Genomic DNA, 23533 nt, shown 5'->3' on the forward strand with positions numbered 1-23533 from the left:
CCCCTCGAACACACCATCACCCAAGCATTCACCGACATACTCCACACCAACACCATCGGACTCGACGACTCCTTCTTCACCCTCGGCGGCGACAGCATCATGTCGATCCAGTTGGTCAATCGAGCCAGGGCGGCGGGTGTGGTGTTCACCCCGCGCGACGTGTTCGACCGCAAGACGGTCGCCGGGCTGGCCGAGGTCGCCGTCCGCGGCGGCACCGCGGCGACCGCGCTTGCGGCCGAACTGCCCGGCGGAGGCGTGGGGCCGGTGCCGGTCACGCCGATCGTCCGGTGGCTGCTCGAGCGGGCCGGGTCTGGGTTCGGCCGCTTCTCGCAGGCGGTGTTGCTCGGACTGCCGCCGGGGATCGACCGGCAGCAGCTGGTGGGCACGGTGCAGGCGGTACTCGATCGGCACGACATGCTGCGCGCACGGCTGCGCCCGACCGACGACGGAAGTTGGGCGTGGGAAGCCTTGCCCGCCGGGGCGATTCGAGCCGAGGACGTCATCCGTCGGGTGGCGATGCCGGAAGCCCCGGGAAGCGCCGAGTTCCGTGCTTCTGTGGCGGCGGAGTTGGACGCCGCCGCGGACCGGCTCGATCCGGGCGCCGGGGTCGTGCTGCAGGTGGTCTGGTTCGACCCGGTAGCCACGACGGAGCCGGGCCGGGCGCTGGTGGTGGCGCACCATACGGCCGTCGACGGAGTGTCCTGGCGGGTGCTGGTGCCGGATCTCGCGATCGCGTGGGCGCGGATCGAGTCCGGCGAACCACCCGAGCTGGCCCCGGTCGGGACGTCCATGCGCAGGTGGGCCCACGGGCTGGTCGAATCGGCCGGAAGCGCCGAGCGGCGCGCCGAATTCGGATTCTGGAAAGCGATGGCCGCCGGAGACGATCCGGTGATCGGATCCCGCTCCCTCGACCCCGCGATCGATGTCGCCGCCACTGCCCGCACGGTCGAGATCGATGTTCCCCCCGAGGTGACCGAGGCGTTGTTGACCACCGTGCCCGCGGCATTCCACGGCGAGGTGAGCGACGGGCTGCTGGCCGCGCTGGCGGTGGCGGTGACGAAGTGGCGGCGCGAGCGCGACACGGTAGCGTCCGGCGATCTCGCGGACGTCGTGATCGGTTTGGAAGGGCACGGCCGCGAGGAGCGCGCGGTCCCCGGCTCGGATCTGGCCCGGACGGTCGGCTGGTTCACCACGAGTTTCCCGATGCGCCTCGACCTGTCCGCCATCGATGTCGACGACGCGACCGCGGGCGGGCCCGCGCTGGGGGCAGCGGTCAAGTCGGTGAAGGAACAGTTGCGCAAGGTCCCGGACCACGGGATCGGCTACGGCTTGCTGCGGTATCTCAACACCGATACCGGACCGGAACTCGAGAGCATGCCGACACCGCAGATCGGATTCAACTACCTCGGCCGCGTCGCCACGAAGGTGCCCGGAGGAGCACCGTCGGCCGGATGGCTACCGGTGGACGACGGCGGGGACCTCTCGGGCGCCGAGTTCACCGGTGCGCTCGATCCGGACCTGCCGATGTCGGCGGTGCTCGACATCAACGCCCTCGTCCTGGACGACGGCGACCGGCGGCGGCTGCGGGCGAAGTGGTCGTATCCGGCCGGGGTGCTCACCGCCGACCAGGTGCACGAGGTGGCGGAGTCGTGGCGCCGGGTACTGACCGCGTTGGCGGCATACAGCCGCCGCGCCGGGACCGGCGGACGGACGCCGTCGGATCTGGACCTCGTCGATCTCACCCAGTCCGACATCGAGCGGCTCGAGACCGGATATCCGGCGCTGAGCGATGTTTGGCCGTTGACTCCGTTGCAGGAGGGATTGCTGTTCCATGCGGTGTTCGCCGAGGAGTCGGTGGACGCCTATGTGGTCCAGCTGGTCCTCGAACTGGGTGGGCGAGTCGATGCGCAGCGGCTGCGCCGAGCCGGGCAGGCGCTGCTGAACCGGCATGCGAATCTGCGCGCGGCGTTCGTCACCGACACCGGGCCGGTGCAGGTGGTCGACGAAGACGTCGAGGCGCCATGGACGGAGCTGGACCTGTCCGGGCTGGACGACGGGGAACGGGATCGAGAGTGGACTCGGTTGATGGCCGAGGACCGCGCGACCCGGTTCGACCCGTCGCGCGCCCCACTGCTGCGCTGGATGCTGGTCACCATCGGGCCGGAGCGCTTCCGGCTGGTGCTGACCAACCATCACCTGCTGCTGGACGGCTGGTCGATGCCGCTGCTCCTGAGGGAGTTGCTGGTGCTCTACGCCACCGACGGCGACGACGCGATGCTCCCTCGTGTCCGGCCCTATCGGGACTTCTTGGCGTGGCTGGTGCGGCAGGACCCGACCGCTTCGCTCGACGCCTGGGCCCGTGCGTTCGACGGCGCCGACGAGCCGACTCTGATGGCTCCGTCCGACCCCCGCCGCCGCTACACCGAATCACGTGATGTCCTCGGCGAATTGACCGAGGAACAGACCGCCGACTTGACGAACCTGGCGCGGGCACGCGGAGTCACCCTCAACACCGTGGTCCAGACGGCATGGGCGATTGTGTTGGGCGCCTTGACATCCCGGACGGATGTCACCTTCGGCACCACTGTCTCCGGACGGCCTCCGCAACTTTCGGACGTCGAATCGATGATCGGGCTGTTCGTCAACACGCTGCCGGTGCGTGTCCGGCTCGACCGCACCGAGAGTTTGGGGCAGCTGCTCGACCGGATCCAGGCCGAACAAGCCGCGCTGCTCGATCACCACTACGTGGGCCTGACCGACATCGAACGGGTGGCCGGGCCGGGAGCGGTGTTCGACACGATGACGGTGTTCGAGTCCTATCCGGTCGATCGTGGCGGGCTCACCGCGGACACCGACATCGCGGGCATGCGGCTGCTCGATGTGAGCGGCACCGACGCGGCGCACTATCCGATCGGCGTTGTCGCCCAGGTCGACACGCGATTGCGTCTCCACATCAAGTACCTGCCCGATCTCTTCGACCACGACATGATGGACGCGACGCTGCGTCGAGTTCTGCGCGTGCTGGGCGCGGTCGCCGCCGACCCGGATCTACCACTGTCCCGGCTGGATCTGCTGTCCTCCGCGGAATACCGCGAGTTGGCGCCCGTGTCGGGTCGTCCGACGGTATCGGCGCAGGTCTTGCCGGATCTGCTGGCCGCGGCGGTGGCGAACGATCCGGGTGCGGTCGCGGCGGTGTGCGGCGATCGCCGGTGGACTTACGGTGAACTTGATGCGGAGTCGAATCGACTGGCACGCATGCTGATCGGCCTGGGAGCGGGGCCGGAGACGAGCGTCGCGGTCGGATTGCCGCGGTCGGTCGAGTCGGTGCTGGCGGTCTGGGCCGTGGCGAAGTCCGGGGCGGCGTTCGCGCCGATGGATTCCGAGTATCCGGCCGGCCGCATCGCGGACATGCTCACCGATTCGGGTGTGGCGGTGGGGATCACGCTGTCGCGATGGCGGGATCGTTTCCCCGGATCGGTGCGATGGCTGGTGCTCGACGAACCGGCGGTCGAAGCGCAGCTGGCGGAATTCCCGGCAGCTCCGGTGCGCGACGAGGAGCGAACACGGCCGGTGCGGCCCGACCACGCGGCGTACGTGATCTACACGTCCGGGTCGACGGGAGAGCCGAAAGGCGTGGTGGTGTCGCACAGGGGGCTGGCGAATCTGGTGGATGATCAATGCACGCGTTTGGGTGTCGGGCCGGGCACGCGGGTGCTGCACGCCGCATCTCCGAGTTTCGACGCGGCGGTACTCGAATACCTCTGGGCGTTCGCGACGGGCGGACAACTGGTGATCGCGCCGCCGACTGTCTACGGCGGGGACGAGCTGGCGCAAATCCTGGCGCGGGAGCGGGTTTCGCACGCGGCGCTGACGCCGACGGCCTTGGCGACGGTCGATCCGGCCGGGCTCGGAGGCCTCGGGACGGTCGTGATCGGCGGCGAGGAGCCCCCACCGGAGTTGGTGTCGCGGTGGGCGCCGGGCCGCAGATTGTTCAACACCTACGGTCCTGCCGAGGCCACGATCCAGACCGACGCCGGGCGCCCGCTGGTGGCGGGTGAGGCCGTGACGACCGGCAGCCCGATCCGCGGGGTGCAGGAAATCGTGCTCGACACCTGGTTGCGGCCAGTACCGGTCGGAGTCGTCGGCGAGTTGTATCTGGCGGGGCCCGCTTTGGCGCGCGGCTATCGCAACCGGTTGGGCACGACCGCGTCTCGGTTCGTCGCCAATCCGTTCGCGGGGCCGGGGCAGCGCATGTACCGGACCGGTGACCTGGTGCGGTGGCTGCGGTCGCCGACCGGACATCTGACGCTGGACTACATGGGCCGGACGGATTCTCAGGTGAAGATCCGTGGTTTCCGCATCGAGCTCGGCGAGGTCGAATCGGCGCTGCTCGCGTACGCGGGTGTGGCGAACGCGGTGGCAGCCGTGCGCCGAGGCGCGGTCACCGGCGACCGGTTGATCGGGTACGTGGTCCCCGAGTCCGGCGCCGAACTCGACACGGACGCGGTCCGCGAGTTCGCCGCGGAGCGGTTGGCCTCGCACATGGTGCCCGCGACCGTCGTGGTGATCGACGCGCTACCGAGGACGGCGAACGGCAAGCTGGACCGCACCGCTCTGCCCGAGCCGGACTTCACCCCCCGTGCCGGATCCCGGGCACCGGCCACCGAGGTCGAGACGACGCTGGCCGGACTGTTCGCGGAGGTACTCGGACTCGACGAGGTCGGGGCGGACGATTCGTTCTTCGCCATGGGCGGCGACAGCATCATGGCGATTCAGCTGGTCGCGCGCGCCAAGGCGGCGGATCTGCTGTTCTCAGCGCGCGATGTGTTCGAGCACGGAACGGTCGCCGAACTGGCCCGGGTCGCCGTGCGCGACAGCACCGAGGCCGCCGCCCTGCCCGCCGAACTGCCCGGCGGAGGCGTGGGACAGATACCGCTGACGCCGATCATGTGCTGGATGTTCGAACGCGGTGGCTTCGACCGTTTCAGCCAGTGGGCGATGCTCACGCTGCCTGCCGGTATCGACAGCGCCGGAATCGGCGCCACCGTCCAAGCGGTGCTCGAACGCCACGACATGCTGCGGGCGCGGCTACGCCCGGACCCCGCGCACGCGTCCGGCTGGGCGCTGTACGTATCGCCGACCGCCGCACCCGCCGCGGGGCTGATCCGGCGCGTGCCGGTAACCGCGGCGCCGGACAGCAGCGACTTCGCCGCGATCGCCGACGCCGAGGCGAACGCCGCGGCCGAGCGCCTCGACCCCGCGGCAGGAGTCGTGCTGCAACTGGTCTGGTTCGAGTGGGCGCGACAGCCGGGACGGCTGCTGATCGTCGCGCATCACCTGGTCGTCGACGGCGTCTCGTGGCGCATCCTGGTTCCCGACCTCGCGATCGCGTGGGCGCAGATCAGCGCGGGGCAACCGCCGCGGCTCGCGCCTGTCGGTACCTCGATGCGACGCTGGGCGCATGCCCTGAACACCGCCGCCGCGCGCCGGGACGAACTCGACTCGTGGCGCTCCACACTCGACGCCGCGGACCCGCCGATCGGCGCACGCCCGATCGACCCGGCCGTGGACGTGCAGGCCACCGTCGCGACTGTCGAGGTGAAGCTGCCCATTGCGGCGACCCGCGCGGTGCTCACCACGCTGCCGGAGGCCTTCCGCGGCAACGTGGACGACGCGCTGATCGCGGGGCTCGCTCTGGCGCTGACCCGATGGCGGCGCGAGCACGGCGACACCGTGCCGGAAACGCTGCTCACCCTCGAAAGCCACGGCCGCCACGACACGGTGCTCCCGCACGCCGACCTCTCGCGCACCGTCGGATGGTTCACCACCACCTATCCGGTGCGACTCGACCTGTCCGGCATCGACATAGACGACGCGTTCGCAGCCGGACCCGCCGCCGGGGCTGTCGTCAAATCGGTGAAGGAACGTTTGCGGCAGGTCCCCGATCACGGGATCGGCTACGGACTGCTGCGATACCTCGACGCCGATACCGCCCGCATCCTGCGTGCGCTGCCCGCGCCGCAGGTGAGCTTCAACTATATGGGCAGATACGACACCATTCCCGCCGCGTTGCGCGAGGCAGGGTGGATGCCCGCCGGAGGCGGCGGCGTTCAGAACCCCGACGCGGCCGCCGCATCCGTGCTGGGTGTCAACGCGGTCGTCACCGACACCCCGGAAGGGCCGGCTCTCACCGCCGCCTGGGACTATCCGACCGGTCTGTTGACCTCCGACGAGGTGACCGGCCTCGCGGAACTGTGGCGCGACGCGGTGACCGCGCTGGCCGACTATGCGTCCCGGCCCGGCGCCGGCGGGCTCACCCCCTCCGACCTCGACCTCCTCGATCTGAGCCAGGACACGATCGACCGGCTGGAGCGCCTGCACCCGGCCCTGGACGACATCTGGCCGCTCACGCCGCTGCAGACCGGGTTGCTGTTCCACGCTCAGCTCGCGGACGGCGCCCTCGACGCCTATATCGTGCAACTCTGCATGGAACTCGGCGGGCACGTCGACGCCGAGCGGCTGCGCCGCGCCGCGCAGGCGCTCGTCGGACGGCACCCCAATCTGCGGACCGCGTTCGCGCGCGACGGCGCGGGTGAAGCGGTCCAGGTCGTGCATAAGCACGTCGACGTGCCGTTCACCCTCATCGACCTGGCCGAGCACGACGATTCCGCCGCCGCGCTGGATCAGCTCATGGCCGCCGACCGGCGCGCCAGCTTCGACGTGGCCGCGGCGCCGTTGCTGCGAATGACGTTGGTGCGCATCGCCCCCGAGCGATACCGGCTGGTGTGGAGCATGCATCACATCCTCATCGACGGCTGGTCCACGCCACTGCTCATCCGGGAGCTGCTGACCCTCTACGCCTGCGACGACGACGCCACGGCGCCCGCTCCGGGCCGTCCCTTCCGTGATTACCTGACGTGGCTGCACGCCCAAGACCGGAACGCGGCGGAAACCGCGTGGACGCGGGCACTCGACGGCGTGTCGGAGCCGACTCTGCTGGCGATCGCGGACCGCGGCCGCAGGCACACCACCGCCACGCGCGACGTACAAGTTCAGCTCGGCGAAGACCGCACCTCGGCGCTGGTCGCCACCGCCCACCGACAGGAGGTCACGCTCAACACCCTCGTTCAGGCCGCCTGGGGAATCGTGCTGGCCAACGCGACCGGCCGCGACGACGTGGTGTTCGGCACCACCGTCTCCGGGCGCCCGCCCCAGATCTCCGGCATCGAATCGATGATCGGGCTGTTCATCAACACGGTGCCGGTGCGGGTTCGGCTGGACCACCGCGAAACCCTCGCCCAACTGGTGCGGCGAATCCGGACCGAACAAGCCGCGCTGCTCGACCATCACCACCTGGGCTTGGCCCAGATCCAGCACATCGCCGGTCCTGGCGCGATGTTCGACACCGTGACGGCCTTCGAGTCCTACCCGATCGACTCGACCGGGTTGTCCGAAGACACCGACATCGCGGGAATGCGTGTCCTGGGTGTGCACGGACGCGATGCCGCGCACTACCCGCTCGGCCTGATCGTGCACCAGGACAATAGATTGCACCTGACCTTCAAATACTTGCCCGACCTGCTGACCCGGCAGCAGATCGACGCCATCGCCGACCGCGTGCTGCGCGTGCTCGACACCGTCGCGGACCACATCGACCTGCCGCTGACCCGGCTACAGCTGCTGTCGCAGGCCGAGCAAGCCGCGCTGGTGCCCGTTCGCGGGCCACACGGGGCGGTGATGTCGGTGCTGCCGCAGGTGCTGACCGCCGCGATGGAACCGGAGACCGAAGCGGTGGTCTGCGACGGCGCACGACTGTCCTACCGCGAACTCGACGAAACCTCGAACCGGTGGGCGCGGGTGTTGATCGACACCGGGATAGGACCGGAATCGTTCGTAGCCATAGCGCTACCTCGCTCCATCGACGCCATGATCGCCGTGTGGGCGGTCGCCAAGACCGGCGGCGCGTTCGTCCAGGTGGAACCCAGCCATCCGCGCGAACGCAGCACGACCATCCTGACGGATTCCGGTGCCATGGTCGGGCTTACTCGCGAGCCCTACCGAAATCAGTTGCCGGACACCATCGAATGGCTGACCGTCGACAGCCCCTCCTTCGCGGCGACGTCGGCAGAAGTTTCCTCCGCGGCGATCAGCGATGCCGACCGAACAGCCCCACTACGACCGCAGCACCCGGCCTACCTGGTCTACACCTCCGGCTCCACTGGAACCCCGAAGGGCGTCGTGGTCACACATACCGGGATAGCGAACCTGGCCGCGGACACGCGGCAACGGTTCGGCATCACTCCGTCCTCTCGGATACTGGCTGTCGCCTCGCCGAGCTTCGATGTCTCGATCCTCGAATGGATCAGCGCCGTCTGCGGCGGGGCCACGCTGATCCTCGCCCCCACACCGGTCGGCGCCGGGCTGTCCGAGCTGGTCCGGGCGGAACACGTCACCCATGCCGCGCTCACCCCGACGATGCTCGCCGCGATGAATCCCGACGGACTCGAAACCCTGGTCATCGGCGGTGAGCCGTGTCCGCCGGAGCTGGCGGCGCGGTGGACGCCGGGCCGCACGGTGCTCATCAGCTACGGGGCCACCGAGACCACGGTCGTGAGCTGCGCAGGCACTCCGCTGTCCACCACCGTCGACGGCCCGATCGCCATCGGCGGCCCGATCCGCGGATTCACCGCCGTCGTACTCGATCGCAAGCTCCGCCCCGTTCCGTTCGGAGTGGTCGGCGAACTCTATCTGTCCGGACCGGGCCTCGCCCGCGGCTACCACAAGCAACCCGCGACCACCGCGAGCCGATTCGTCCCCGCCCCGTACGGGCGACCCGGGACGCGGATGTATCGCACGGGCGACCTGGTGGCCTGGACCGCCGACCGAAGACTGCAATACAAGGGCCGCAGCGACCTGCAGTTGAAGGTCCAGGGCAACCGCGTCGAACCCGGCGAGGTCGAATCCGCGCTGAGCGGCTATCCCGACATCGCCTATGCCGCGGTCACCGTGCACACCCGCCCCGACGGCACCGGCCAACTCACCGGCTACGTCGTACCGACGCCGCACACCACACCCGACACCGGCGCCATGACCACCTACCTCGCAACCCGCCTGCCCACCCACATGATCCCCACCGCCATCGTCGTCCTCGACCGGATCCCGCTCACCAGCACCGGCAAATTCGACTACAAAGCCCTGCCCGCGCCGGACCGCCCCCCGTTCCGCGCGCCGTCCACGCCGCTGGAGGCCACCGTCTGCGCGGCGTTCGCGCGAACGCTCCAGCTCGAACGAGCCGGTTGCGACGACGGTTTCTTCGCGCTCGGCGGCAATTCGCTCGCCGCGACCCAACTGGTGGCGCGACTGGAGGAGTCGACCGGGGTACCCGTGCCGATTCAGTGGGTCTTCAGCGACCCGACACCGGAATCGCTGGCCCGCCGCATCGAGGCTCGGCTGCGCGGGTTCGAGGAACCCGACCCTCATGACGCGCTCGCGGTGCTGCTCCCCCTGCGCGCGACCGGCGTCGAACCGCCACTGTTCTGCGTCCACCCGGCCATCGGTTTGGCTTGGGGTTTCAGCGGACTCGTGCAGCACCTCGGCTCGCAGCGACCCGTCCACGGGCTGCAATCCCCGGCGCTGACCGACCCCACCACGCGGTTCGACACGCTCGACCAACTCGCCGCCCGCTACGTACAGGAGATCCGATCGGTCCAGCCGCACGGCCCCTATCACCTGCTCGGCTACTCGTTGGGCGGCACCATCGCGCACGCGATCGCCGTGCGACTTCGTCGCGAGGGCGAACCCGTCGCCACCTTGGCGATGATGGACACCCGCGTTGTCGACGCGGGCAGCGCGCAAGCTCCCCTACCCACCCTCCGCGACATGCTCACCGAGTTCGGCGGCGCGGCCGGTTCCCGAATTCCGGCCGACCTCACCGTCGAGGCCGCGACCGACTTGCTGCACCGGCAAGGCGGTCTCTTCACCGCCCTCACACCCGAGCATCTCGCGACCCTGCACGGCGACTACACCCGGCTCGTCGACCTCACCCGAGATCATCGACCGGCACTCTTCGACGGTGATCTGCTCTACTTCAGCGCCGTCGACGGCCACCCGGACGACGGCCCCTCTCCGTCTCTCGCGTGGCAGGAGTACCTCACCGGCAGCATCTTCGAACACCGTGTTGCCGTCGCGCACGAAAGGATGACCGACCCTGAGGCGCTACATGTTATCGGATCAACCCTGACCGAGCATTTCCGCCGCACCCCCGTCCCCTCACCGGAGCCTCCGATCTCAGCAAGGACCAGCCGATGATGAACACCGACCCCATAGTCGGGACACGCTCCGGCCTCCAGCCGGTCAACCTCTTCGCTCCCGACGCGGAAACAGGCCTCGCCGACCACCCCCGGTTCGCCGAACTCCGTCGGTGGACCCGCGAATACCTGTGCCATTCCCACCCGGATCTCGGCCGGCCCGGTCCTGTCTGCCCCTACACCAGCCACGCCATCACGCACAGGTACCTGTGGGCCGCCTACTTCGATGGGCACGACATCGATATCGGGCGCATCACCGCGATCGCCGACGATCTGTACGACCTTTTCCCGGCCCTGCCACCGCGGGAGGCGCCCGAGTCGCTGTTCAAAGCCGTTCTCGCGGTCTTTCCCGACCTCACCGACTACCCCTCGATCGACTCGGTGCAACGACAACAGAAAACCAAATTCGTCGACAAAGGCCTGATGATCGGGCAGTTCTATCCGGGCTGCACCTACCCCGGACTGCACAATCCGGCGTTCCCGGCGCTCGACGCGCCCCTGCCCATCCTCGCGGTACGCCACATGGCCCCTACCGACTATCCGTTCCTCGTCGCGCGCCACGAATGGATCGACACCTACCTCAGGCTCTTCGCCCCTACCATTCCCGGATTCGTCGCCACGGCCATGTCCGTCAGACTCGAACAGGCGATCGACGCCCAGAAAGACATTTCGTGAGTCGGTGGTGTGGGCGGTGCGGACCCGGTGACCACCGCCGAGCCGGTCCCGGCGACCGGCTGGACAGCGCTCAGTCCGCCACCAGTTCCACCGGGACCGCGAAGACGTCGACCATGGCTCCGTTGCGCAGCACGGTGACCGGCAGTTGCACGCCGATCGACTCGGCGAACAGCTGCCGCTGAATCCCCTGCGCGTCACGCACTTGCGACCGCGCCACGCTCAGCACCAGATCGCCGCGGCGCAGCCCGGCCAGCTCGGCGGGGCCGCCACGGACCACCTCCACGATGCGCACCCCGGCGGCCTGCCCGGTGCGCGCGGCGACCGGCTCGGGCAGCGGCGCGGGCACACCGACCAAGCCGAGGTATGCGCGCCGGACGCGCCCCTCGGTGTGCAGCGTGCCGATGATCCGGCGCGTCGTCGCGTTGATCGGGATGGCGAGGCCGAGCCCGATGCCCGCGACCGCGGTGTTGACGCCGACCACCCGGCCTGCCGAGTCCGACAGCGCGCCACCGGAATTTCCGGGGTTGAGCGCGGCGTCGGTCTGGATCACGTCCTCGATCACGCGGCCGGCGCGGCGGGATGCCACCGGAACCGCGCGCCCGAGCGCGCTCACCACGCCCGCGGTGACCGAACCCGCCAGGCCGAGCGGACTTCCGACCGCCACCACCAGCTGGCCGACCACCAACTGGTCGGCATCTCCGAGCGGCACCGCGTCCGGCGCGCCGCCGCGTGCGCGCAACACCGCGAGATCCGACAGGGGATCCACCCCGACGACGTGGAAGCGGGATTCCACCCCGTCGGCGAAGACCACCTCACCCTCGCGGGCCGCGCCGACGACGTGCGCGTTCGTCAACAGGAACCCGTCGTCGGTGAAGACCACCGCCGATCCGCTCCCCCGCCTGGTCCGCACGCTGGCCACGTGCGGCGTCACCGACGCCGCCACCGCGATCACCGTGCGGGAGTAGGCATCCATCGCGGCGTTGTCCACGCCGACCACCACCCTGTTTGCCGGAATTGCACTACTGCGTCCAGGATGCCCTCGCGCCGCGGACGACGCACGGTGTTCGCCGCAGGCGCAACCGGGCCGCGGGTGCGCCGGGCGTGTCGCCGGGATACGGATCGCAGGTCCGGCACCGGGCGCTATGCCGTGGGCACCCGGTCGAGGAAACCGTGCACACTCGTGATCCGGTCGTCGGCTCCGAGGGAGATCACGTCCGAACCCGCGACCGGGGCGCTGCCGTCGGTCGCGGAGACCAGCTCCCAGGAGAAGCGGGCGATGTCGTGGTGGCCGTCGACCGCGCCGAGGCGACGGAACTCGAACCCGGGGAACTGCGCCTGCACGCCCCCGATGGCCGCCGCCAGCTGGGCGTGCCCGCGCACCTCCGCGAGCGGATCGGTGTACGCGCCGTCCTCGGCCCACGCGGCCGCCACCGCCGCGGCCCTGGCGTCCTCGTCGGTGGCGTTCCACGCGGCGAAGTACCGATCGACCGCTTCCTCGTAGCGCGACATAATGAATCCTCCTGTGCGGTAATGATTTTCGGCAACCGTTCGGGTCTTCCGATCGGCTGTCTCCAACCTTGCCGCGCCGCGCGCCCAGAGTCGATTACGCGCGAGGTAATGATCGCCGGAAAAGGCGCGCGCCCGAGGGCTCAGCGCAGTAGCCCCCGCTTCTCGAGATAGGCCGATGGAATCACCGCCACCGCCAGAGCCAGCAGCACGGTGATCAAAAGGCTCAGCTGCCAAGGCAATTCGGCGATGTCGAGCAGACCTGCGGCGTAGCAGCCGACGACCAGAACGGGCGGCAGGACGACCGCGGTGGTGACGGTGAACACCTTGACGATCTCGCTCTGCCGCACATTCAGGCAGATCGTCACGGATTGCTGCAAGAAGCGGACGTTGTCGTACGCCGAGCCCGCATACTGCCCCACCCCGTCGATGTCGGCGAGCAGGATGCCGATCGCCTCGTCGAGTTCCGCCTTCCCTGACGACGTGTCGGCCATCAGATGCCGCGCGGCGCGGGCCAGCTGCCGCTGGGTCTCCTGAGTGCGCGAGACGATGCGTTCGGTCGCGTTCATCCGCGACATCACGCCGCGCAGGTCGGCGAGCTCGATCTCGCGCCGGTCCCGGCCCGTGATCGTCCGCTCGATCTCGTCGCGCAACGCCTCCATGGCGTCACCCGCATGATGTAGCACCCGCTCCGACGCCTCGTTCAGTGCCCACAGCAGCGCGTACATCACGCCGTGCGCGGAGCCGGCGAGCGCCGGGTCGCGCCGCATCTTCGCGACCGCCTTGTCGAAGGGGACGAAATGCTCGGACGGCTGCAGCGTCACGAGGAATTCACCGCCCAGGGCGAAGACGATCGTCTCCTGTTCGATGTTCTCGCCACGCTGGAATCCGGCCGTCACCGGAAAGTAGCGAAAGCTGTCGGTCTCCAGGACCTGATCGCGTGCGGACGTGAAGTCGATGCCGAGCCGTTCCCGCAGCACCGCCGCAGTGTCGGCGTCGTCGGCGGCGAGCGGAATCCAATGCTGCTGGAGCACCTCGGTATCGAAGTGGTCGGCGGTCACGGCACCGAGAAAGGTCGTCATCGACTACCGCTGCCCGCGGAAGGAGCGCACCGCGGATCCGGCCTGCTGTCGCCGTTCCGGATCTGTTGTGCGAGGCAATGTTTCGGCCTTCTCGGGCAATGTGGCCATAGTGGATGCTCCAATACTTGCTATCGTGCGGGGCTGGCGCGCTCCTCCGGTACCGAGGACGCACGCAGGGGCGAGCAGCGACGTGATCGGGCGGCGCCTCGGGTCGGGGGCCACGTATCGGCCGAACCCGGACGCGCCGCTCTTACGCGCCGGAGAGATGACGAAGGTTGCGGGTCCGTACCGCGTCGGCCGATGGGCGCCGTTGCCCGGCCGGGCGATCACGCACCCGGATCAACGACGCGTCGGCGCAACCTGTTTCGCGAGAGCGGCCCGGCTGTAGACGTCGATACTGTCATCCGGCATCTGCCGCTCACCTCGCTTCGTCGGTCGACCGGCGCACGAATTGCGCCATCCATCATTAGAAACCCGCCCATCGGGGTACGTCAATCAGTTGCGCAAGTGTTCGACAGCGCGCCACCCGATGGAAATCCAGCGACAGTGGCGAAGCCGGACGACAGCGGACGACAGCGGTTTTCGGCATGCTCGCCGCCACCGCGACGTCACTCCGCCACATCCACCCCGTACCGGCGCGCCAGCACCGCGAGATCCGTCGGATAACCCTGGCCCACCGCACGCAACCGCCAGACGTCGCCACGCAGGTAGACCTCGGCGAGCACCAACGTCCGTTCCTCGGTGGCCGCGTCCATCGTCGCGCGCGCGACAACGCCTGCCTCCGCGCCAGGCATCGCCTCGACCTCGATCGCGCCGACATCACCGAAGGTGGCCTCCGCGTCGTCCAACGCGGCGGCCAGCACGATCCGGCGGCAATATCGCGGCAGCTGATCCAGCCGTATCGCGACGGACTGCTCGTCGGGCCCCTCGGCGACGAGACGCACGCCCCGCGTCTCGGGCTGGTTGTAGAAGACGAAGTCGTCGTCGCCCGCCACCTGCTCGTCACCGTCGACGAGGAACGCGACCAGGTCAACCGCCCCGCTGCCGCTGTAGGCCCACGACGCCCGGATCGTCCAATCGATGCCGAAGTCGTCGATCGGTAGATCGATCACCTGACCACGAATCAGCGCAAGAGGCTCGGCGACCGCGCGACGCGATGCCGGCGACGCGTCGGAAGGCTGCGGCGCCGAGAGCAATTCGGCGCCGTGCACCGGGATGCCGAGTTCGGCGGCCCGTACGCAGCGCCGGTCGGCGTGGCCTCCGGTCAGCGCGAGCACGTCGGTTACCCGCCCGGACATGTTCACCGCCGCGGAGCCGCCGAGCTCGGCGATCCGTGAGCGGGCTGCGGCGGCACCGCCATGCGTTCCACCGAGCACCAGCACCCGGCGTCCAGCCAAGGGGCCACCGGGTGCAACCGGCACACGCGACGGTCGACGACGTGTCGAAGAAGTTCGCGCCACCTGATCGCCCTTGCGCTCACCCGGCTCGACACGCTCCAGCAACAACAGGAATCGGTTCTCGCTGACGATCGGGGTGCCGACCTCGACGGCTTTGCGAGCCTTGCCGCTGGTCGAATTCGGCGCGTTGGTGACGAGCACACTGGTGCGACCGCTCACCGCGCTGGTCACCTCTAGTCCGGCCGCTTCGGCACGGGCGACCAGGACGTCCCGATCGGTCGCGGTATCGCCGGTGAAGGCGACTTTCATTCCCTGGACGAGAGCGCCACCGGTCTCGTACCGGCCCGGATACGTATAGGGACACGGTGTTTTCGGGCCCGTCCGCTCGGTCGGCAGACCCCACGCGCTCTGGTAGTTCTCCTTCGGCGGGCAGCGCAGCAGAGGCGGCGTGATGCCGAGCCGCGCCGCATCGGCGATCAGCGCTCTGAGCACACCGGCCAGGACGCGGGTGTCGTCCAACGCGTCGTGCGCTTTCGAACGTGGAATACCGTAATAGGCCGCGAGCGTGCCGAGTTTGCAATCCGGCGTCGGCGGCGCGACCCGCCGCGCGAGGGCAAGCGTGCACAATCGGCGACCCACCGGCAGATCGGCGCCGGTCCTGCCGAATTCGCCGGCGAGGAACCGGTAGTCGAAGTGCGCGTTGTGCGCGACCATCACCCGGCCGGCCAGCAGGGCCGAAAGAGGTTCGCGCACATGCTCGAATCGCGGTGAGCCGCGCAGGATCTCGGCCGTCAGGCCATGGATGTGCACCGGCCCCGGGTCGCAGCCCGGATCGACCAGCGTATGGAATTCATGGACGACCTGGCCGTCGGCGTCCAGGACCAATGCCGCTACCGAAAGCACCCGATGCTCTTCGGCCCGCAGACCCGAGGTCTCCACGTCGACAACGGTGTAGGCGCCGAAACCCGCCGTTGAAGGCGCTTGGCGCACAATCGCATTCCCTTGCACGGCCAACTCATCGTGACCACGGTCCCGAACGTTGCATTTTCCGGATACGCCGCACTCACCATGAACGAGGTCGCCGCACGGGCCGGAACCGACACGAACGCCATCTGCCGACGCCGGCCCCATGGCCGGCCCTCCTGGGCCGCGCGATCGCCCGAGGTGAAGCCTTCCCCGAAGCCCTGCATCCCCGGGTGCCACCGTGGCCCTGGTCCTGCTCCGCAACGAGTTCGTGGTCCGCGGGGCGCCGCGCTACGGGTTCGCGGCGCCGCAGATCGGCAACTCCAGCAGCGCGCTGGGAGCGCGTTGTGGCACCGAGGTGCCCAGGTAGTACTGAATCCACCCCGGATAGTTGCCCGAGTCCAGACGGAAGACTTGAACATGCACCGCGTGCTGTGTTCCGGTCTCGTTATCACGGAAATGCATCGCGGACCGTTCTCTGCCGTAAACGGCTATTCCTTCCGCCCACATCCGGCGAAAGTCGGCGTACTCGGCGAGTTCGGCGAGCAGATCCGCAGGCCATTCCGATTCCGCTGCCGGTCCGATGAGGCCGCGCAGCCAGCGGACCATCAGACCGGCCTCCCGCTCCCATTCCACGATCACCCGGCGCGACAGCGGGTTGCCGAAAAACCATCGCAGGATGTTCATGTCGTCCACCAGGCCGGGAAACGCGCGCGCAAACGGCCTGTTACAGGCGAGAACATTCCATGGGGTATCGACGAAGCCCGCCAGGCCCGGCTCCTGCGCGACGAGCGCCTGCCGCATGTCCTCGGTGATCTCGGCGCACAACTCGGCTATCGACGGCGACCTGCTGATCGAGAGACCGGCCAACTCGTACAAGTGGCGGCGCTCCGCATCGGTCAGCGCTTTCACGCGTTTCAGATAACCGACCAACGCCTCCACGACGACCATGGTGGGACGGGCGCGCTCGCCGCTTTCCAGGTGCGCGACATAGCTCGCGCTCACTCCGGCCGCGAACGCGAGTTTCTCCCGCGACACCCGGCGTTCGTCACGTAGCCGGCGCAGCATACTTCCGAAGCTGGGCGGCTCGGGGCGGCCACTGTCGATTCTGCCCGATACTCGGTGCGTCACTGATCCACTCCTCTGACAACTGTGTTGAACGACGGGACACATCGAAGGAAAAGGTGATGCCGGCGAGGACGGCGACCGCAATCCCCTCCGGCGTCCGGATCGTTGAAAAAACAAGCCAGGGCGACATTGCCGCATCAACCCCCGGGAAGATCTTCTGCGCACCGATGTTAAATGCATTCGATCACGATATGAAACCAACTGGACCGGCATGTTAGACAGATCACACACCGCAAGTGCACTGCGGTAACAGGTTGGCCTACAGTACTTTTCATTCCTCCCGGCGACCGGCACCGCCGCAACTTCCGTTCCTCGCCGACCGGATCACCACTCGCCGAAGAAATCCTCGCCAGGGCGGACACTGCGCGGTATGTATCCGCAAAAGGGTGCGTCGGGAAGATGGACATACCCGAGCGGATTGCATTAGATCTTGGTCGAGAAATTCCCCGGAACGATCGACGATTTCATTTTCGAGCCGATCACCGGCGGATCGAACTCCGTCATCACTAGAACAGGAGCATTCCGACTTGTCCGCACACGCTCATCCCACGCCGCGCATCACACTGGCGGCCAGCGGCGACGACGAACGAAGAACATTCGCGGTGTGCGCCGCCGAAGGCAGGCCGCTGTGGTACGGCCCCCTCGAACCACCGCCGGACGACATGGTGGCAGGCAGGCCCGCCTCCGCCCCGACAACCGCCGCGGCGCGCGGCATCTGGCTCGCGGCCCAGGCGAAGACGCAGGCAGGTCTCGGCCATGCGCTGCTGCGCCTGATCGTCACCGACCGGCAGCTCGACATCAGGGCGCTGCAACGTACCGCCGTGCTCACCGGCCTCGCCCTCGAATTCATCGTCACCAAAGAGAATCCGGCGCGTGGCTGGTGCAGTACCTACGGATGGCTCGAGTGGAGCACCGCTTCGCTGGCCGGTCTCGTAGACCGCCGCTCCGGTTTCGGCGTACGCCCTTACGTGGCGTCGGCCCCTGTTCGCCAGAGTCCGAGGAGGACACGCCGATGATCGGCGACATCGCATCCACCGACACCGTCCGGCACATCGATGCGGGCGCGACGTTGCGCACCGCGCTGGAAGGGCTGTTGGTCCACGATGGCGGCGAACTCGACGCCCGGCTACGCCACGCCGTCGCCGCCGTCGTACACCTGGCGGTCGACGCCCGCCCTGGACCACCCGACAGCACCGACGAGTTCCTGGGCAGGCTGGACACGGCGTGGCTGCTTGCCGCGTGGGCGGGGCACGATGTCGAACTCTCGCTGATCGCGACCCTCGCCGGAGGGACCGTGCCCGCGCTGTCGTGGTGTGAGTTGATGTTCACGACGGCGCTGGCGCCGTGGTCGGCTACCGACTCCGCACGACATGCCCGACAGATCTTCACCGCCGACACTCCGGGTGCCTGACCGCACCGGAAGCCGGCCACAGTCCCCACCCGTTGCTGAAGTGGTCAGACGTCCAGCTCGAGCCGTCGCGGGTTCGGCCGCCTCGCCCCCTCCGGCGCCTTCCGCAGGTCGGCCGGACAGCGGGCGGCTCAGCCGTTCGCGCTGGACAGCGAAGGCGTCCGCGGCCGAACCCGCTCGCGCGGCGCATCGCCGGGTGCCGTGATCACCGAACCCGCCAGTAGGGTTGACCACGGCGTTGCCAGGCCGGATGCTCTTGGTTGGCCGAACAGCTCGAAACCGGACATTCGAACGATCTTCATCGTCGTAGCGCCGAGTTGTGGCGGCGACGACGCCGGTGCGGACCCGCCCCGGTGTCCGGTACTCGAGGGGAGATTCGCGTGACCTACCGCCTGACCGATATCGATTGCGTGAGTGCCCGTGGGCACTCCGCGCTAGGGGGAACCCTCGCGATACAGGCGGTCTGGCGCTACGACCGTGCGGTGGATCTGGCGGCGCTCGAGCATTTCCACGAGGCGTTGCGGCACGGCAGGCTGGGCAGAGCGGTCGCGCCCGCGATGATCCCCGCCGCCGGGGACCGGTGGACCACCCGAGTCGAATTCAGCCCGCTCGAGGTCGCCGACGAGCCCATTCCCTCGGGCGATCTGGAGGCCTGGATCGCCGAACAGGGAAATGCCGAGTTGCGTACCTTCGGCGGGCCCGCGTGGCGGTTGGCGGCGACCCACCTCGACAACGGGGAAAGCGTGGTGTCGCTGCTGGTTTCCCACACGCTCGCGGACGGCCACGCGTTCTGCACGGCGGTCACGGACGCCGTCGCGGACAAGCGACTCGACTTGTCCTACCGCACAGATGAATTCGGCCGGATGCGCCTGCTCGCCGGTGATCTCCGCGATGCCGCGCGGCGAGCCAGGTCGTTACCCTCCGCCGCCGGTCTGGCGCTGCGGTTGGCCGTCGCCGGGCGCGGCGGCGGGACCGGGCCCGCCGGCGACGCGCCGGACTTCCGGCTTCCGACCGTCACCGCGACGGTCCCGGCGCAGCTGTGGCATGCGGCGGCACGGGCCCGAGGCGGAACTGGCACCACCTTGGCGGTGGCGATGATGACCGCCATCGCGACGGAGGTCGGCCGCACCGACGAAGAGGGCCGGGTGCGCATGATGATGCCGGTCAGCACCCGCACCGCCGACGATCTTCGGGCGAACGCTCTGACCTCCATCGCCTTCGAAGTGGACGTGCACGACGGCGCACCGGCCGATCTCGCTCCGCTGCGCGCGGTGATGAAGGAAAAGCTCACCGCGGCCGCGGCCAGCGGGCAGGACGTCCCGCCGCTGATCCCGGTCGCGGTGGCGCTGCCGCGCGGACGGTATGCCCGGCTGGCCCGGCAAGCCGCCACCGACCCCGCCTCCACGGTGTGCTCCAGCCTCGGCAAGCTCGACCCCGAAATCCTGCGCATCGACGGCAGCCCGGCCTCGGCGATGATGATCGGCCTGGTCAATCAGAGCCTCGACGCGCGGAGCGTCGTGACCGAACGCGGCGGCAATCTGTACGTCGCGCTGGTCGAGGCCGCGGAGAAGATCACGATGCGCGTCATGGGGTTCCACCCGCCTGCCCTGCTGGACACCGAGCAGCTCACCGAGCTGGTGCGGTCCGCGCTCGCCGAGTACGAGCTCTCGGCGACCTTCTGGTAGCACCTCGGCTTGTCACCGCCATATGGCACGATCGCGTAAGTGACCAGCCGACCCGCCGCCACGCAGCACCTGCACGACCTCGCGCGGCTGCGCCGCGTTCGCGACCGCATCGATCGCGAGTACGCGCAGCCGCTGGACGTGGAGGCGCTCGCGCGCGACGCGCACATGTCGGCCGGGCACCTCAGCCGCCAGTTCCGGCTCGCCTACGGCGAGTCGCCGTACTCCTATCTGATGACGCGGCGCATCGAACGAGCGATGTCGCTGCTGCGGCGGGGCGACCTCAGCGTCACCGAGGTGTGCTTCGCGGTCGGCTGCTCGTCGCTGGGCACCTTCAGCACCCGCTTCACCGAGTTGGTCGGTGTGCCGCCGAGCGTCTACCGGCGCGAGGCGGCGCGCGCCACGGCGGGGATCCCCTCGTGCGTGTCGAAACAGGTGACCAGACCGATCAGGAATCGAGAAGCACCGGTTACCGAGCCGCAATTAGCCTGACTGCCATGGACATCACCATTCACGCGAGCTTCCTGCCGCACGACGACGCGGACGCGGCCCTCGCCTTCTACCGCGACATCCTCGGCTTCGAGGTCCGCAACGACGTCGGGTACGAAGGGATGCGCTGGCTCACGGTCGGCCCCGCCGGCCAGCCGGAAACATCCATCGTCCTGCATCCGCCGGGCGCGGATCCCGGCATCACCGACGACGAGCGCCGCACCATCACCGAGATGATGGCGAAGGGCACCTATGGCGGCATCCTGCTGGCAACCAAGGATCTGGATGGCGCTTTCGAACGGCTGGCGGCCAACGACGCGGAGATCGTCCAGGAGCCGACCGAGCAGCCGTACGGGGTGCGCGACTGCGCCGTCCGCGATCCCGCGGGCAACCTGATCCGCATCCAGCAGCTGCGCTGACCGCCCGGCGGGAACCGATCGAACCGAGCCCGGCGACGCCGACCGCGCAGGCGGCCCCGCCCGACAGATGGAGACACGATGAGCACGGCCACGACGACGGACACGCAGTCGCCCGCGCCGCACGCCGCGGACAGCCACGATTTGATCCGCGTGCACGGCGCGCGCGAGAACAACCTCAAGGATGTCAGCATCGAGATTCCGAAGCGAAGGCTGACGGTGTTCACCGGCGTCTCCGGCTCGGGCAAGAGCTCACTGGTGTTCAGCACGATCGCCGCGGAGTCACAGCGGCTGATCAACGAGACCTACAGCGCGTTCGTCCAGGGCTTCATGCCGACGCTGGCACGGCCCGAGGTCGACGTGCTCGAGGGGCTGACCACCGCGATCATCGTCGATCAGCAACGCATGGGTTCCGACCCGCGCTCCACGGTCGGCACCGCCACCGACGCCAATGCCATGCTGCGCATTCTCTTCAGCAGGCTCGGAAAGCCGCACATCGGCTCGCCCCAGGCTTTCTCCTTCAACGTCGCCTCGATCAGCGGGGCGGGCGCGGTCACGACCGAACGTTCCGGAAGGACCGTGAAGGAGCGCCGCAGCTTCAGCATCACCGGCGGGATGTGCCCGCGCTGCGAGGGCCGGGGCTCGGTGTCCGATATCGACCTCACCCAGCTCTACGACGATTCCAAGTCGCTCGCCGAAGGCGCGTTCACCATCCCGGGCTGGAAGTCGGACAGCTTCTGGACGGTGCGGGTCTACGCGGAGTCGGGTTTCGTCGATCCGAACAAGCCGATCCGCAAGTACACCAAGAGGGAGATGCAGGACTTCCTCTACAAAGAGCCCACCAAGGTGAAGATCGAGGGGGTCAATCTCACTTACGAGGGGCTGATCCCCAAGATCCAGAAGTCGTTCCTGTCCAAGGACCGGGAGGCGATGCAGCCGCACATCCGGGCGTTCGTGGACCGCGCGGTCACCTTCACGACCTGTCCCGAGTGCGACGGCACCCGGCTCACCGAGGCGGCGCGCTCATCGAAGATCGCGGGCATCAGCATCGCCGACGCCTGCGCGATGCAGATCAGCGACCTCGCCGAATGGGTCGGCGGCCTCAGCGAGCCGTCGGTAGCGCCGCTGCTGGGCGCGCTGCGGCACACTCTCGACTCGTTCGTGGAGATCGGGTTGGGCTACCTCTCGCTGGACCGGCCCTCCGGCACACTGTCGGGCGGTGAGGCCCAGCGCACCAAGATGATCCGCCACCTCGGCTCCTCGCTCACCGACGTCACCTACGTCTTCGACGAGCCGACCATCGGCCTGCATCCCCATGACATCCAGCGGATGAACAACCTGCTGCTGCGGCTGCGGGACAAGGGAAACACGGTGCTCGTCGTGGAGCACAAGCCGGAGACGATCGTGATCGCCGACCATGTCGTCGACCTCGGTCCGGGAGCGGGCACGGCGGGCGGCACCGTCTGCTTCGAGGGCAGCGTCGAGGGGCTACGGGCCAGCGGCACCGTCACCGGCCACCATTTCGACGACCGGGCCGCGCTCAAGGCCACCGTGCGCGAGCCGAGCGGCAAGCTCGAGATCCGCGGCGCGAAAGCGAACAACCTGCGCGATGTCGACGTCGACGTTCCGCTGGGTGTGCTCGTCGCCATCACCGGCGTGGCGGGGTCCGGCAAGAGCTCGCTGGTGCACGGGTCCATCCCCGCGAGCGAAGGCGTGGTCGCGGTGGATCAGGCGCCCATCCGCGGCTCGCGGCGCAGTAATCCGGCGACCTACACCGGATTGCTCGAGCCGATCCGCAAGGCGTTCGCCAAGGCCAACGGGGTGAAGCCCGCGCTGTTCAGCGCCAATTCCGAAGGAGCGTGCCCCACCTGCAACGGCGCGGGCGTCGTCTACACCGACTTGGGGATGATGGCAGGTGTCGCCACCACTTGCGAGGAGTGCGAGGGCAAGCGATACCAGGCGTCGGTGCTGGAATACCACCTCGGCGGCCGCGACATCAGCGAAGTGCTCGCGATGTCGGTGCTCGATGCCGAGGAGTTCTTCGGCACCGAGGCCGCCCGCACCCCGGCCGCGCACGCCATCCTGAGCAGGCTCGCCGACGTCGGGCTGGGCTATCTCAGCCTCGGTCAGCCGCTCACCACGCTGTCCGGCGGCGAGCGGCAACGGCTCAAGCTGGCCACGCACATGGCCGAGAAGGGCGGCGTCTACGTCCTCGACGAGCCGACCACCGGCCTGCATCTCGCCGATGTCGAGCAGTTGCTCGGCCTGCTCGACCGGCTCGTCGACTCCGGCAAGTCGGTCATCGTCATCGAGCACCACCAAGCGGTCATGGCGCATGCGGACTGGATCATCGACCTCGGTCCTGGGGCGGGACACGACGGCGGCCGGGTCGTCTTCCAGGGCACTCCCGCCGACCTCGTCGCCGCCCGCTCCACTCTCACCGGCGAACATCTCGCGGCCTACATCGGCGCCTGACCGGG

13 protein-coding genes are annotated in these 23533 nt (G+C 68.9%); 8 read left to right on the plus strand and 5 right to left on the minus strand.

Features of this window, described 5'->3' with window-relative positions; all coding sequences use genetic code 11:
• The first annotated feature begins 15 nt into the window (after positions 1–15).
• Together ABZ824_RS34750 and ABZ824_RS34755 are read left to right on the plus strand one after the other, a co-directional pair.
• Positions 16–10308: an amino acid adenylation domain-containing protein gene (locus ABZ824_RS34750; protein ID WP_356968644.1), complete on the plus strand. Its 10293-nt coding sequence runs from the start codon at positions 16–18 to the stop codon at positions 10306–10308.
• Entirely contained in the window at positions 10305–10982 is a 678-nt protein-coding gene (locus ABZ824_RS34755) for a DUF6875 domain-containing protein (protein WP_356968528.1), read from the plus strand. Before ABZ824_RS34750 ends, ABZ824_RS34755 begins: the two co-directional genes overlap by 4 nt.
• Positions 10983–11052: 70 nt before the next feature.
• Here ABZ824_RS34755 and ABZ824_RS34760 read toward each other — a convergent pair whose 3' ends face one another.
• The 5 genes from ABZ824_RS34760 to ABZ824_RS34780 all read right to left on the minus strand — a co-directional run bounded on the left by ABZ824_RS34760 (position 11053) and on the right by ABZ824_RS34780 (position 16998).
• Entirely contained in the window at positions 11053–11955 is a 903-nt protein-coding gene (locus tag ABZ824_RS34760) for a trypsin-like peptidase domain-containing protein (protein WP_355078544.1), read from the minus strand.
• A gap of 167 nt (positions 11956–12122) precedes the next feature.
• Positions 12123–12491, minus strand: coding sequence for a nuclear transport factor 2 family protein (locus ABZ824_RS34765; RefSeq protein ID WP_356968530.1), 369 nt, complete (start codon positions 12489–12491; stop codon positions 12123–12125).
• Positions 12492–12631: 140 nt separating this feature from the next.
• On the minus strand, positions 12632–13570 hold the full coding sequence (locus tag ABZ824_RS34770; RefSeq protein ID WP_356968532.1) for a CorA family divalent cation transporter: 939 nt from the start codon (positions 13568–13570) through the stop codon (positions 12632–12634).
• A 608-nt stretch (positions 13571–14178) separates the two neighbouring features.
• On the minus strand, positions 14179–15975 hold the full coding sequence (locus ABZ824_RS34775; protein WP_356968534.1) for a TerD family protein: 1797 nt from the start codon (positions 15973–15975) through the stop codon (positions 14179–14181).
• 246 nt (positions 15976–16221) lie between these two features.
• Positions 16222–16998: a helix-turn-helix domain-containing protein gene (locus ABZ824_RS34780; RefSeq protein WP_356968536.1), complete on the minus strand. Its 777-nt coding sequence runs from the start codon at positions 16996–16998 to the stop codon at positions 16222–16224.
• Between the two features lie 587 nt (positions 16999–17585).
• Here ABZ824_RS34780 and ABZ824_RS34785 point away from each other — a divergent pair.
• The 6 genes from ABZ824_RS34785 to ABZ824_RS34810 all read left to right on the plus strand — a co-directional run bounded on the left by ABZ824_RS34785 (position 17586) and on the right by ABZ824_RS34810 (position 23528).
• Positions 17586–18074 (plus strand): hypothetical protein, encoded by a 489-nt coding sequence (locus ABZ824_RS34785; protein WP_356968538.1) that lies wholly within the window; start codon positions 17586–17588, stop codon positions 18072–18074.
• Complete coding sequence (locus ABZ824_RS34790; protein WP_356968539.1) at positions 18071–18469, plus strand: hypothetical protein; 399 nt, start codon at positions 18071–18073, stop codon at positions 18467–18469. Before ABZ824_RS34785 ends, ABZ824_RS34790 begins: the two co-directional genes overlap by 4 nt.
• Positions 18470–18846: 377 nt before the next feature.
• Positions 18847–20151 carry a hypothetical protein gene (locus tag ABZ824_RS34795; protein WP_356968541.1) on the plus strand — a complete coding sequence of 435 codons (1305 nt, stop codon included), beginning with the start codon at positions 18847–18849 and terminating at the stop codon, positions 20149–20151.
• A 39-nt stretch (positions 20152–20190) separates the two neighbouring features.
• Positions 20191–20640: a helix-turn-helix transcriptional regulator gene (locus ABZ824_RS34800; protein WP_355078458.1), complete on the plus strand. Its 450-nt coding sequence runs from the start codon at positions 20191–20193 to the stop codon at positions 20638–20640.
• 5 nt (positions 20641–20645) lie between these two features.
• Complete coding sequence (locus ABZ824_RS34805) at positions 20646–21056, plus strand: VOC family protein (protein ID WP_355078459.1); 411 nt, start codon at positions 20646–20648, stop codon at positions 21054–21056.
• Positions 21057–21134: 78 nt separating this feature from the next.
• Positions 21135–23528 carry an excinuclease ABC subunit UvrA gene (locus ABZ824_RS34810; RefSeq protein ID WP_356968543.1) on the plus strand — a complete coding sequence of 798 codons (2394 nt, stop codon included), beginning with the start codon at positions 21135–21137 and terminating at the stop codon, positions 23526–23528.
• The last annotated feature ends 5 nt before the right edge of the window (positions 23529–23533 follow it).

The sequence above is a fragment of the Nocardia sp. NPDC047038 genome (assembly GCF_040644075.1).
GTDB lineage: Bacteria > Actinomycetota > Actinomycetes > Mycobacteriales > Mycobacteriaceae > Nocardia > Nocardia sichangensis.